Below are 12,642 nucleotides of genomic sequence, written 5' to 3'. Positions count from 1 at the left end.
TTGCTTGACAGGAAGAATTGTTTATATTATTATAGTAACGTGATAGCGATTTACTACGCTAAATTATCGAAGGAATGGATGCAGGATGAAACAACTGAAAACACAAGTTCCCGCAGGAGCGTGGGATTATCTGCCGGAAGAGTGCGCGGCAAAAAGGAAAATAGAAAATGAGATAAGGGATAGTTTCCTGAAAAACGGGTATAACGAAATCGAAACCCCGTCCTTTGAATATTATGAAGTATTTATGCATGACTCCGTGCCGTATGTTCAGGAAAACATGATGAAATTTTTTGACCAGAAGGGAAGGATACTCGCGCTGCGTCCCGATCTCACCGGGCCGATTGCACGGGCGGCTGCAACGAAGCTTCTCGCCCGGCAGGAAGTGTTGCGCCTGTGCTATATACAAAATGCCTTTGGCTTCTTCAACCGCGGAATCGCCGGAAAGACAGAATTCACACAGGCCGGGGTGGAACTGATCGGGAAACGGGGAGCGGATGCGGACGCGGAGGTAATTGCGCTTGCAATTGGCACCCTGCGGAAAATTGGTCTTGACGGCTTCAAGATAGAGCTTGGGCAGGTAGCCTATTTCAAGGGGTTAATCGAAGGAAGCGGGCTTGACGAGGAACAAACGGAACGTATCCGTTTACTGGTGGATACCAAGAATAATGTCGAATTGGAATATGAGCTTTCCCGCCTTAATATGGAAGCGTCCAAAAAGAAAGCGCTTTTGGAGCTCGGCGGCTTGTTCGGCGGAAGGGAAGCGCTCGCAAAAGCGGAAGCGCTCGCAAAAAGTGAAGAATGCCGTAAGGCGGTTGAAAATATCCGCGAGGTGTTCGATATCCTTTGCGGGTTCGGATACGAGGATTACCTGTCGATTGATTTTGGTATCCTCAACAATTTCAATTATTACTCGGGGATTATTTTCCGTGGAATATCGGATGGAATCGGGATGCCGATCCTTTCGGGCGGACGTTATGACGAGCTGCTGCGCGAGTTTGGCACGGATGCTCCGGCGACAGGCTTTGCAATGGGCGTAAAAGAACTGCTTGTCGTGCTGGAACGGCAGGGAAAACTGCCGCGGGCGTTTGGAAAGACGATGGTCATACGTGCGGACAGGAACATGCTGCGGCAGGCGTTTGCTTATGCGCAGGAGCTGCGGGGGCAGGGAAAGCAGGTAATTCTTGAACTCAACGGAAGCGCTTATGATCCTGCATGCTTTGAGGTTGTGGATTTTAACGGGAGGGCGAAATAAATATGGAGCTGACAATTGCGCTTGCCAAGGGCAGGCTGGCAAAATTTGCAATCGAATTGTTTTCCAAATGCGGAATCGATACGTCCCAGCTGCGGGAAGATACGCGTAAGCTGGTCGTTTATGATAAGAAAAATGAATTGCGTTTTGTGCTTGTAAAGCCTTCCGACGTCCCCGTATATGTGTACCGGGGCGTGGCGGATATCGGTATTGCGGGAAAGGATACGCTGCTTGAAGAGGGCCTTCCCCTTTATGAGATGCTTGACCTTAAATGCGGGAAATGCAAGGTATGCGTGGCGGGCTACCCAGAGCAGAAGGAACGCATTACATCCAATATTACGCGGGTTGCAACGAAATATCCGCGGATTGCCAAAATGTATTACGACGAAAAAGGCGAAGGAATCGAGATTATCAAGCTGAACGGCAGTATCGAGCTTGCGCCGATCCTCGATCTTTCGGACGTCATCGTGGATATCGTGGAGAGCGGGACCACGATTCGCGAAAACGGCCTTACCATCCTGGAAGAGGTATGCGATATCAGCGCGCGTCTTGTGGTGAACCAGGTAAGCCTGAAAACCAAAGCGGAAAAAATCCAGCCGCTCATTGAAAAAATGAAAATTGCACTGGAGGATATGTGATATGCTGCCTGTACTTTCGGCGAAAGAAACGGATTCCATTAAAAAGCGTTTGATGGAACGCGCAAATACGGACTACTCCGGTCAGCAAAAAATTGTCGACGAAGTGCTGGAAAACGTGCGGGAAAAAGGCGACCAGGCCCTTTTCTCCTATATTGCACGTTTTGACGGTTTTGAAGCAAATGCAAACAACCTCATGGTTACGGAGGAAGAAATCAACCGGGCCTTCGGGTCGGTTGACTCCTCACTGCTTACCGTAATGAGGGAAGCAGCGGAAAATATCGAGGAATTCCATAACCGCCAGCGGCGGGAAAATTGGTTTATAGAAAAAGACGGAAAATATTTGGGACAGCTGTATTTGCCGGTTGAATATGCCGGCGTATATGTCCCGGGCGGAAAGGCTGCCTATCCGTCGAGTGTCCTGATGAATATCATTCCTGCAAAATGCGCTGGAGTTACCAATATCTTTGTCGCAACACCCGCACAGGGAGGAAAGGTGAATCCGGTGACAATTGCGGCGGCAAAAATCGCGGGTGCGCACAAAATTTTCAAAATGGGCGGCGCGCAGGCAATCGCCGCTTTTGCTTATGGGACGGAAAGCGTTCCGCGTATGGATAAAATTACGGGCCCGGGCAATATTTATGTCGCGCTCGCGAAAAAGAGCGTGTATGGGCAGGTTGGAATCGATATGATTGCCGGGCCGTCCGAAGTGCTGGTAATCGCAGACGATCATGCAAATGAGCGTTACATCGCCGCGGATTTTCTTTCACAGGCGGAGCACGACGAGCTTGCGGCCTGTATGCTTGTGACGGTCAGCAGGGAAAAAGCGGAAGCGGTCCGCACAGAAATCATACGGCAGGCGGAGCTGCTGCCGAAAAAGGATATTGTCCTGAAGTCACTGGAAAATTATGGAACGATTATTGTGGCGGAAACGCTTGATGAAGCAGTGGAGACAGCAAACCGGATTGCCCCCGAGCATCTTGAAATTTGTACGGAGGACCCGCAGGCCCTGCTGCCGAAAATCAGGAATGCAGGTTCTATCTTTTTAGGCGAATATTCGCCGGAACCGCTCGGCGATTATTTCGCGGGCACGAACCATGTGCTTCCGACAAACGGGACGGCACGGTTCTCCTCGCCGCTTAATGTAGACGATTTTCAAAAGAAATCCAGTGTGATATACTATTCTAAGGAAGAATTTGAAAAGGTTTTCCGCAAGGTGGAGGCCTTTGCACAGGCGGAAGGACTTGACGCACACGCGCAGTCCGCGGCAATTCGCTTTGAAGGTTGAAGGGGGAAAATACGTGGCAAGAAAAGGCGCAGTGGCAAGAACGACAAATGAAACGGACATTCGACTGGCAATTGAGCTGGACGGTTCCGGGATTTATAAGATTGATACGGGCGTGGGGTTCCTTGACCATATGCTTGACCTGTTTACCAGGCATGCAATGGTGGACCTTGAACTTTCCTGCAAGGGAGATACCTATGTGGACGCGCACCATACGGTGGAAGACTGCGGGATTGCCCTTGGCGGGGCGATTAAGACTGCGCTTGGCGATAAGGCGGGGATCAGGAGATATGCGACGAAATTTGTGCCTATGGACGAGACGCTTATGATGGTGAATCTCGATATCAGCAGCAGGCCGTATTTTGTCTATCATATGGAGCTGCGCCAAAATAAGGTGGGGGACTTTGACGCGGAACTATGCGAGGAATTTTTCCGTGCGGTTGCGGTGAACGCGGGCCTTACCCTGCACCTCAACCTGCAATATGGAAAAAATACGCATCATATTATTGAAGCGGCGTTCAAAGCGTTTGGACAGGCGCTCAGGGAAGCGGTGTCTGTCGATCCGCAAATCAAGGGTGTATTTTCCACGAAAGGCGTATTATGATTGCGGTAATTGACTATGGAATGGGCAACCTGCGCAGCGTGGAAAAAGCGTTCCAATATCTTGGGTTTGATGTGTGCGTGACGGACCGCAAGCAGGACCTTCAGGATGCCAGCCATATTGTTTTACCGGGAGTGGGGGCGGTTGCGGATGCGCTGGCGAGCCTCAGCCGGCGCGGGCTTACCGGGGAAATTATACGGCAGGCGGAGAGCGGGAAACCATTTCTGGGAATCTGCCTCGGCATGCAGCTGTTATTCAAAAAGAGCTATGAAAACGGCGAATACGAGGCGCTGGGGCTTGTCAGCGGGGAAGTGAAGCCTTTCCGTTCCAACGGCATGCGCGTACCGCATATGGGGTGGAATTCGCTTAAAATTACAGATAATCCCCTGTTTAAAAATGGCGGTGAGGAGCAATATGTTTACTTTGTGCATTCCTATCACGCCGATGGAGTTCCCGAAGAAAATGTGATTGCCCGGACGGAATACGGATATGAATTTGTTTCCGCCGTGCAGAAGGACAATTTATTCGGCCTGCAGTTCCACCCGGAGAAAAGCGGTGAAACAGGCCTTGCTATGCTGAAAAATTTTGGAGGTTTGGTGTTATGAAAATTTATCCTGCAATTGACATCAGGGATGGGAAATGCGTTCGCCTGATGCAGGGAGAGCTGCAGCGTTCCACCGAGTACGGCGACCCGATTGAAATGGCGAAACGCTGGGAAGACGAGGGCGCCTACTATTTGCACGTGGTTGATCTTGACGCGGCGTTTTCCGGTTCCTTTGTGAATCAGGATATTATTACAAAGCTGGTGCAGTCCATCAAGATACCCGTCCAGATGGGCGGCGGCGTGCGGACCAAGGAAGATATCCGCGTCCGGCTCGACGACGCGGGCATTTCCCGCGTGATCCTCGGGACGGCGGCTGTGGAGAACCCGGAGCTTGTCAAATGGGCGGTGGCGCGCTATAAAGACCGTATTGCAGTAGGGATTGATGCAAAGGAGGGCCGTGTGGCAATCAAGGGATGGGCGGAGAACTCGAATATCGATCCGGTCAGCCTGGCAAAGGATATGCATAAAATGGGCGTAGCCAATATTATTTATACCGATATTTCCAAGGACGGCATGATGGAAGGGCCGAATTTGGATAAAACGGAAATGATTGTCAAAGAAACATGGATGAACCTGATTGCTTCCGGCGGAATCAGCAGTCTTGACGACATCAGGAAGGTGCGTGAGACAGGGGCGTGCGGATGCATTGTGGGGCGGGCCCTTTATGACGGGGCGTTCACCTTGCAGGACGCAATGAAGGCGGCAAAATAGATGCTGACACGAAGAATTATCCCATGCCTCGACGTTCACGCGGGCCGTGTTGTAAAAGGGGTTAATTTTGTCGACATCCGGGATGCGGGCGATCCGGTGGAAATAGCAAAAGCTTATAACGCGCAGGGCGCGGATGAAATTACATTCCTTGATATTACAGCCTCCTCGGATGGCCGGGGAATTATGGAGGAGGTTGTCGCGCGTACGGCGGAACAGGTGTTTATTCCGCTTACCGTAGGCGGGGGAATCCGTACCGTAGATGATTTCCGGCGCATTTTGAAAGCTGGAGCCGATAAAATTTCCATCAATTCGACCGCGCTTAAGACCCCCGGATTGATTAACGATGCGGCGGCGCGTTTTGGCAGCCAATGCGTTGTCGTGGCGATCGACGCAAAAAAGAACGCGGCAGGAAAATATGACGTTTACTTAAACGGCGGCAGGGTCAATACCGGAAAAGACGCCGTTCAGTGGGCAAAAGAAGCGGTGAAACGCGGCGCGGGTGAAATTTTGCTGACCAGCATGGATGCCGACGGCACAAAGGAAGGCTATAACATCGAGCTTACAAAACTGGTATGTGAAAATGTGGGCGTTCCGGTTATTGCGTCGGGCGGCGCAGGGAAGATGGAGCATTTTGCCGAAGTAATCCGCGAGGCGGATGCGAGCGCGGTGCTGGCGGCCTCCCTGTTCCACTACAAAGAATTGACAATCCGGCAGGTAAAAGACTACTTGAAACAAAATGGAATTGCGGTAAGGAGTATATAATATGGAAATCAAATTTGATGAAAAGGGACTTGTCCCTGCAATTGCGCAGGAGGCGCGTACGGGCGCCGTTTTGATGCAGGCCTATATGAACCGGGAAGCATATGATAAAACGCTTGAAACGGGATATGCGCACTATTATTCACGCTCCAGGAAGCAGCTCTGGAAAAAAGGAGAAACTTCCGGGAATGTGCAAAAAGTGGTAAGCGTAAGCCTCGACTGCGACGGGGACTGTGTGCTGCTTAAGGTGGAACAAACCGGCGTTGCCTGCCATACCGGGGAATATTCCTGCTTTTTCAACCTGGTGCAGGAAAACGCGAAAGTAGCGAATTCCTCGCTGCTTTATGAGCTCTATGACCTGATTGCGGACCGCAAAGTCCACCCGAAGGAAGGCTCTTATACCAACTATTTGTTTGAAAAGGGAATTGACAAAATTTTAAAGAAAATCGGGGAAGAAAGCGCGGAGGTAATCATCGCGTCCAAAAATCCGGGGACTTCCGAGCTCCGGTACGAGGCGGCCGACCTGATTTATCACCTGTTGGTGCTGATGAATGAAAAGGGACTCAGCCTTACGGAATTATTCGGAGAATTGCAGGGGAGAAGATAAATTTCCTTGCAAAGGCATCCGAAGATGTGGTACAATAACACCTAATAACGCACTCGCGCAGATTTCCAGCACTCGTGCCCAAAGGGTCATGCTGGGGAAACGAAGCGCGGGGAGGCATAAAACGAGGAGGTAAATTTATTATGTCAGTTATTTCTATGAAACAGCTCCTGGAAGCAGGAGTGCACTTCGGTCACCAGACGCGCCGGTGGAATCCGAAAATGAAACGGTTTATTTTCACGGAGCGGAATGGTATCTACATCATTGACCTTCAAAAAACAGTCAAAGAAGTGGAAAAAGCATATTATTTCGTGCGCGACATCGCTATGGACAACAAAACGGTGCTTTTTGTCGGTACGAAAAAACAGGCGCAGGAGTCGATTGAAGCGGAGGCAAAACGCTGCGGAATGTATTACGTTTCCAACCGTTGGCTGGGCGGAATGCTTACCAACTTCAAAACGATTAAGAGCCGTGTAGCGCGTCTCAACAAAATCGAAGAGATGGAGCAGAACGGCGATATGGAACTTCTTCCCAAAAAGGAAGTTATCCAGTTGATGCATGAAAAGGAAAAACTGCTGAAGAACCTTGGCGGTATTCGTGAAATGAAAGACCTGCCGGGTGCGCTCTTCATAGTGGACCCGCGCAAAGAGCATATTGCCATTGCGGAAGCGAGAAACCTTGGCATCCCGGTGGTTGCGATTGTCGATACAAACTGTGATCCCGACGAAGTGGATTATCCGATTCCGGGCAATGATGATGCAATCCGTGCGGTAAAGCTCATTACTTCCAAGATGGCGGATGCCGTTCTTGAAGGGAAGCAGGGCGAGCAGATGGAAGAGGAAGCGGAAGAAGCAGCGGAAGTGCTTACCGAGGCGGAAGAAGAAGTAGCGGCTGCCGAAGAAATTGCGGAAGAAATCGCTCAGGAAATTCTTCCGGAAGCAGAAGTTGCGGAAGTGGAAGCCGTAGTCGTAGAAGAAGAAAAATAAGTATCGGAGGTAGAATATAGATGGTTTCGGCAAGTGATGTAAAAACATTGCGTGAGCGTTCCGGCGCGGGCATGATGGACTGCAAGAATGCCCTGCAGGAAGCAAACGGAGATATGGAAAAGGCAAGCGAACTGCTGCGTGAGAAGGGTCTCGCGGCGGCTGTGAAAAAGGCCGGCAGAATCGCTGCGGAAGGAGTTGTAGGCTCCTATATCCACATGGGCGGCAAAATTGGCGTTCTGGTGGAAGTAAACTGCGAGACGGACTTTGTTGCGAAGACGGATGCGTTCCAGGCATTTGTAAAAGATGTGGCAATGCACATCGCGGCTGCCAACCCGATGTATGTATCGGAAGAGGAAGTTGACCCGGCTGTTCTTGAGAAGGAAAAGGAAATCCTGACGGCGCAGGCCCTCAACGAAGGGAAGCCTGCGAACGTTGTCGAGAAAATGGTGGAAGGCAGGATTAAGAAGTTCAAGAAAGAAATCTGCCTGCTTGACCAGCCGTTTGTCAAAGACCCCGACAAAACGGTGCAGGAGTTGGTAAACGACCAGGTTGCGACAATCGGCGAAAAAATTTCGATCCGCCGTTTTACAAGGTATGAGATGGGCGAAGGCCTTGAAAAGCGCCAGGATGATTTCCAAAAGGAAGTTATGGAGCAGGCCGGACTTTAATTGGCGCTTTGATCTGCCGCCCGGATTATTCTTCGGGGTGGCGCAAAAGCCGATATTGGTCTAAAACAAAATAGTAATAAAAAAACGGGCTGGTCACAAGGATTGGCCCGTTTTTTATTGTTTTCAAAAGGCCGACGCATCAGGATATACCGGTTGGTGAATAAAGATGTCGTTCATGGCGTTAAAAGTGCTTTTTATGGTGAAAGCCGCACAAAATTTTAATTTTGCATTAAGTTTAAAAGCATGGGCCTGTGGCCGGGGCAGGAAGAAAAGCCCGGTCCAGCTTCCGGTAATCACATGAAGCAGTGTCACAAACGAGAGAAAACATTACCGCCATGAATGGGATAAAAACGCAGGGTCAAAGCATAAAAGGAGAGGAAGCCTTTCTATGTCCGTACTATATAAACATAAGGAAAAAATACTGGTTATCGGCATCATCCTGATCGCATGCAATTTGCGTTCCTCAATAACGGGAGTTGGCTCGCTGATATCCGATATAATGGGGGATTTGCAGCTGTCAGGTTCTGTATCCGGCATGATTACCACCGTTCCTTTAATCGCTTTTGCCATCGTTTCCCCCTTTGCGGGAAAAATATCAAGCCGCTTTGGAATGGGGAAAACCCTGACGGTAAGCATGATGGTCTTGGCGGCGGGGATTGCCTTGCGGTCCTCTGGCAGCATGGCTGCCTTTTTCAGCGGCACCGCTATCATCGGCGTCGGCATTGCCTTTGGTAATGTACTGCTCCCCAGTATAATAAAGTCGGCGTTCACGGCCAGGGTAGGTGTGCTCACGGGTATTTATACCACCTGTATTGCTCTTTTTGCAGGGTTATCTTCCGGAATCAGTGTTCCGGTCGCAAATAACAGCCCCTTCGGATGGCATGGCGCATTGGCCGTTTGGCTGCTTCCGGCAGCAATTGCAGTTGTCGTATGGCTGCCCATGTGGAAGTATCAAACGGCGCAGCCGTCGGAAAAAGAACCGGCCCGGCCGGGAGGTTTACTCAAATCGCCTGTTACTTGGAGCGTAGCGGTTTATATGGGGGTGCAATCCTTGCTGTTTTACAGCTTTGTGGCGTGGCTGCCGGCAATCCTGCAATCAAAGGGAATTGCACCGAATATTGCCGGTTATTTTGCATCGGTTTACCAGTGGGTCGGAATCCCGGCTTCCTTTGCCGTACCGCTGATGGCCGGGAAGCTGAAAGACCAACGGATTTTAGCAAGTGTGATTGCCGGAATTTATGCGGCGGGGCTCCTTCTGTTTTTATCGGCCGATTCGCAGGCGGCCCTTTTGCTGGGGGTCCTGCTCTGTGGCTTCTGTACGGGCGCGTGCCTGAGTCTTGCCATGTGCCTGATGGGCCTGCGTACCAACAATGCGGCACAGACGGCAGCACTGTCCGGAGTTTCCCAATCCTTTGGATACGCCGTGGCTGCTGTCAGTCCGGCATTGCTGGGCGGTATCTACGATAGGGCTGCTTCATGGGAAATTCCTATTGTTTTTCTGGTACTAATGACCATCGTGCTGTTTGTGTCGGGAATTTTTGCGGGAAAGCGGCGTACGGTTTCTTTTACAGGCCGTATTGAAAATATGCGTTGATACGAGCATTCGGTCGTTTTTTAGAACGGACGTTTATCATACAAAAAATATTGAAGAGGCATAGGGTTAAACTATTTATCAATTCCAAACAGCACGCGAAAATAGGGAAGCCTTCGTATTCCCTCATAAAGCAAAATTGTAACCGTAAAGGAAAGCAAAATAATCAGCAGGAACTGGAAGAATATACCGACGGGGAATTTCAAAACAAAGAATCCGGCAATTACAAGCACGGGCAGGTGTATGATGTAAATAGGATAGGAGGCGCGCGTAAAATATGCGCTGATTTTGTTTTGAAAATTAAGCAGGGTTTGCCCAAATCCCAGCAGGGTCAATATGCCAAGCCAGCCAAAGAAAACGAACAGCCCGGTTATCAATTCGTTACGTAGATTTATGAAACAATAAAGATATGTGTAAATAATGCCGGATACCAAAGATAGAATCAGGCTCACAAAACGATATCGCTTTATTTCTTGCTGAATTCTGTCTTTGGATAAAATATAATATCCGAAAATATACAGGATCAGAAATTGGCCTATACTTTTCCCGCCGATATTGAGGACATGGAACATAAGCCACACGGGAATAAACAAAAGGATCAGGGCCCAATAGGGAAGCCGTTTGGCACGTAAATCAGGAAGTGCTTTTTGCTGTATACGGATCATCAGCAGCGACACCAGTGAGATGATGAACAGATAAAGCAGAAACCAAAGATGGGCAGGTGTAAAGCCGCCTCGATATCCTGTCAGGTCGGTTGCTTTGGAAAAAAACAAGCGGTATTGGTCAAAATATGACCCACTATAGCCGTTGAAATATATTTCAGCAATATATGTCATAACCGGTACAAGAACCAGCACACCGAAAATAAAGGGTATGATAAGCTTTTTTGTCCGTTCAATGATAAATTGCCTGTCTGTTCTTTTTTGCAGCGCATATTTACTGCTCATCCCGGCCAGCACGAAAAGAAGCGTCATATACCACGGATATACAGCCGTGGAGAAAATATATAAAATGTTGTCGGTATACGACCAGACATAAAAACCGCTGTACTCTCCTCCGCTCCATATTTGTGCGGCATGGAACGAAAAAAGCAGCAAGATTGCCATCCACCTCAAATTGTCTATGAAATGCTTCCGTTCCTGTATCATCAACTTTCTCCTGTCGGTGATAGTAATAATTTATGCGTTAAGTTATCCATAAGTGGGGCCTGGGCTTTCGATAAATGATTCCTATCTAAAATACCGTCCGGGTTATAAGAACCTTTCTCTTTCGCCGGGAATATCCTTGCTGTCTAATCCTGCATTTCAAAATGTTGATAATCTTTCACGTTATTCCAATGTCCGCCCCAAAAAAAGCCGTGTTCCGTAAATAGTTGATAGCAAAGATCATCCTCGTCGATATAACGTGGATTCCCGCTGTCCCGGTCATAAGCATATTTTTCACCCGCCGCCGGTTCGATTTTCCTGGATGAAACGTACGGATTATATAACGTATTAACATCTATTGCAAGGCCGCGCGCGTGATAAGAAAGCTTGTTTGTCCCGGATATTGTCCTGTAACAGAAACAGGAGGTGTTATTGTCTGTCATAGACGCTTCATCCGAAGCGCCGTATTCGTCGATCAGTCGTATTTTTTCAATGGGGTATTCCGCTTCGTACAGTTTTTTAAATATATCCAATACATCATCCGCGATTTTCTTATTGACAATCATTTCTCCTTCATGGCTCTTCCCATCAAAGCCGATATGAAGCACCTTGACATACCTTAAATCATCCAACGGCACCGGGCAATCTTCTGGATACGATTTTCCCATCATCCGTTGAAGCACCCCTTCCGGTATTTCCTGGTAAGAAAAACCTTCCGATAATTCCACCAGCCCCGTAGGCGTTGGGGTAGGTTCGGGGGTCGGTTTTGGTGTCGGAACGGGCGTGGGTTTCGGGGTAGGGCTTGGAGCGGCCGTCGGCATGTAAGTTTCCGTCGCCGGGCCGGGGTTTTCTTGCAGGTCATTTGCAGGTAAATTAGAGCAGGCTGCGCCTGCAATGGAAAAGATCAGGACGGCAGATATGAAAACAGCAGCTTTTTGCCATTTGCTTTTATTCATTTCACAAATCCTCCCGCAAATATAACGGCTGAACTTATAATCACTAAAATTCCAATGACCGTAAATATTAAACTGGAAATTGAGCCCTTCTTTGCAAACCCCGGCACAATCGCAAATTTTGGATTCTGCTGGTTGTATAGGATTCGCATTTCATTTCCGATTGGATAAATCTCATTTGCAATCGGACGAAAATCATTCACGAACGAATTGATTTTGTAATGTGCGTGTCCGTTGGCGTCCACCCAAAATTCCGGTTTGCTTTGGGTGGGGGTGCGAACGCCGGATACCATCTTATAGCGTGGTTTGATTTTATATTCCGTCCCATTGATAAAAAATTGCAATACAGGCGTCGGGACCGTCTGTGTAAAATCATGTCCGATAATTTTAGCGGACCCCTGCACCAAACAATGTGGATTATAGTATTTATTCCGTTTGATTAAAGCAAAAATTCCGATCATAAAAATTACAACTCCTGCCAAAAGCAGGATTAAAAAAAGTGTACGGTCCATTTAGAAAAATCCTTTCCTTTAAAACAAAAGATACCATCACAAGATGGTATCTTACTTCCAGTAATCCTCATACGCTTGTCACTCCAAACGGACCGCAATGTCTTTTTTGACGCTTCCTTCATAAGGGCCCCCACAAACGTATATCTTCGATAAAACATTATCCCTTTTTTGTATATTTGTCAAATTTTCCGTGTTTTTATCCGATGTGATACCCCAATATGTAATTTGATTTCCACCTGAAAATGACATCGATCATGTTACTTTTTCAGGCTTTGAATCAAATGGATGTCGTTTATGTCATAGAAAGTGTCGTTTGTGACAGAAACCACACAGAAGATA

14 protein-coding genes are annotated in these 12,642 nt (G+C 48.5%); 11 read left to right on the top strand and 3 right to left on the bottom strand.

Features of this window, described 5'->3' with window-relative positions; translation table 11 throughout:
- The first annotated feature begins 85 nt into the window (after positions 1–85).
- The 11 genes from hisZ to BBD38_RS01570 all read left to right on the top strand — a co-directional run bounded on the left by hisZ (position 86) and on the right by BBD38_RS01570 (position 9,696).
- Positions 86–1,252: an ATP phosphoribosyltransferase regulatory subunit gene (gene hisZ, locus BBD38_RS01620; protein ID WP_066683782.1), complete on the top strand. Its 1,167-nt coding sequence runs from the start codon at positions 86–88 to the stop codon at positions 1,250–1,252.
- Between the two features lie 2 nt (positions 1,253–1,254).
- Positions 1,255–1,887: an ATP phosphoribosyltransferase gene (hisG, locus tag BBD38_RS01615; RefSeq protein WP_066683780.1), complete on the top strand. Its 633-nt coding sequence runs from the start codon at positions 1,255–1,257 to the stop codon at positions 1,885–1,887.
- 1 nt (position 1,888) lies between these two features.
- Complete coding sequence (gene hisD / locus BBD38_RS01610; protein ID WP_066683777.1) at positions 1,889–3,172, top strand: histidinol dehydrogenase; 1,284 nt, start codon at positions 1,889–1,891, stop codon at positions 3,170–3,172.
- Between the two features lie 13 nt (positions 3,173–3,185).
- Positions 3,186–3,773: an imidazoleglycerol-phosphate dehydratase HisB gene (hisB, locus tag BBD38_RS01605; protein WP_066684215.1), complete on the top strand. Its 588-nt coding sequence runs from the start codon at positions 3,186–3,188 to the stop codon at positions 3,771–3,773.
- On the top strand, positions 3,770–4,375 hold the full coding sequence (gene hisH / locus BBD38_RS01600; protein WP_066683776.1) for an imidazole glycerol phosphate synthase subunit HisH: 606 nt from the start codon (positions 3,770–3,772) through the stop codon (positions 4,373–4,375). The genes hisB and hisH overlap by 4 nt, the downstream gene beginning before the upstream one ends.
- A complete protein-coding gene (hisA, locus tag BBD38_RS01595; RefSeq protein ID WP_066683774.1) occupies positions 4,372–5,085 on the top strand; it encodes a 1-(5-phosphoribosyl)-5-[(5-phosphoribosylamino)methylideneamino]imidazole-4-carboxamide isomerase in 714 nt (237 codons plus the stop codon). The genes hisH and hisA overlap by 4 nt, the downstream gene beginning before the upstream one ends.
- Entirely contained in the window at positions 5,086–5,847 is a 762-nt protein-coding gene (gene hisF, locus BBD38_RS01590) for an imidazole glycerol phosphate synthase subunit HisF (RefSeq protein WP_066683773.1), read from the top strand.
- 1 nt (position 5,848) lies between these two features.
- The gene (gene hisIE / locus BBD38_RS01585; RefSeq protein ID WP_066683772.1) at positions 5,849–6,451 is read left to right on the top strand and encodes a bifunctional phosphoribosyl-AMP cyclohydrolase/phosphoribosyl-ATP diphosphatase HisIE; all 603 of its coding nucleotides are present in this window, start codon (positions 5,849–5,851) and stop codon (positions 6,449–6,451) included.
- A gap of 140 nt (positions 6,452–6,591) precedes the next feature.
- Positions 6,592–7,434 (top strand): 30S ribosomal protein S2, encoded by an 843-nt coding sequence (gene rpsB / locus BBD38_RS01580; RefSeq protein ID WP_066683771.1) that lies wholly within the window; start codon positions 6,592–6,594, stop codon positions 7,432–7,434.
- A 20-nt stretch (positions 7,435–7,454) separates the two neighbouring features.
- The gene (gene tsf, locus BBD38_RS01575) at positions 7,455–8,102 is read left to right on the top strand and encodes a translation elongation factor Ts (RefSeq protein ID WP_066683769.1); all 648 of its coding nucleotides are present in this window, start codon (positions 7,455–7,457) and stop codon (positions 8,100–8,102) included.
- 388 nt (positions 8,103–8,490) lie between these two features.
- Complete coding sequence (locus tag BBD38_RS01570; protein ID WP_066683768.1) at positions 8,491–9,696, top strand: CynX/NimT family MFS transporter; 1,206 nt, start codon at positions 8,491–8,493, stop codon at positions 9,694–9,696.
- 71 nt (positions 9,697–9,767) lie between these two features.
- Here BBD38_RS01570 and BBD38_RS01565 read toward each other — a convergent pair whose 3' ends face one another.
- From BBD38_RS01565 to BBD38_RS01555, 3 genes are all read right to left on the bottom strand, one after another.
- Positions 9,768–10,841 (bottom strand): acyltransferase family protein, encoded by a 1,074-nt coding sequence (locus BBD38_RS01565; RefSeq protein WP_066683767.1) that lies wholly within the window; start codon positions 10,839–10,841, stop codon positions 9,768–9,770.
- A 143-nt stretch (positions 10,842–10,984) separates the two neighbouring features.
- A complete protein-coding gene (locus BBD38_RS15010; protein ID WP_147568038.1) occupies positions 10,985–11,794 on the bottom strand; it encodes a M15 family metallopeptidase in 810 nt (269 codons plus the stop codon).
- Positions 11,791–12,252 (bottom strand): hypothetical protein, encoded by a 462-nt coding sequence (locus tag BBD38_RS01555; protein WP_147568037.1) that lies wholly within the window; start codon positions 12,250–12,252, stop codon positions 11,791–11,793. The genes BBD38_RS15010 and BBD38_RS01555 overlap by 4 nt, the downstream gene beginning before the upstream one ends.
- Positions 12,253–12,642: the final 390 nt, after the last annotated feature.

The sequence above is a fragment of the Christensenella intestinihominis genome, assembly GCF_001678845.1.
In the GTDB taxonomy this organism is placed as follows: Bacteria; Bacillota; Clostridia; order Christensenellales; family Christensenellaceae; genus Christensenella; species Christensenella intestinihominis.
This window is presented reverse-complemented; position numbering and strand designations above follow the sequence as displayed.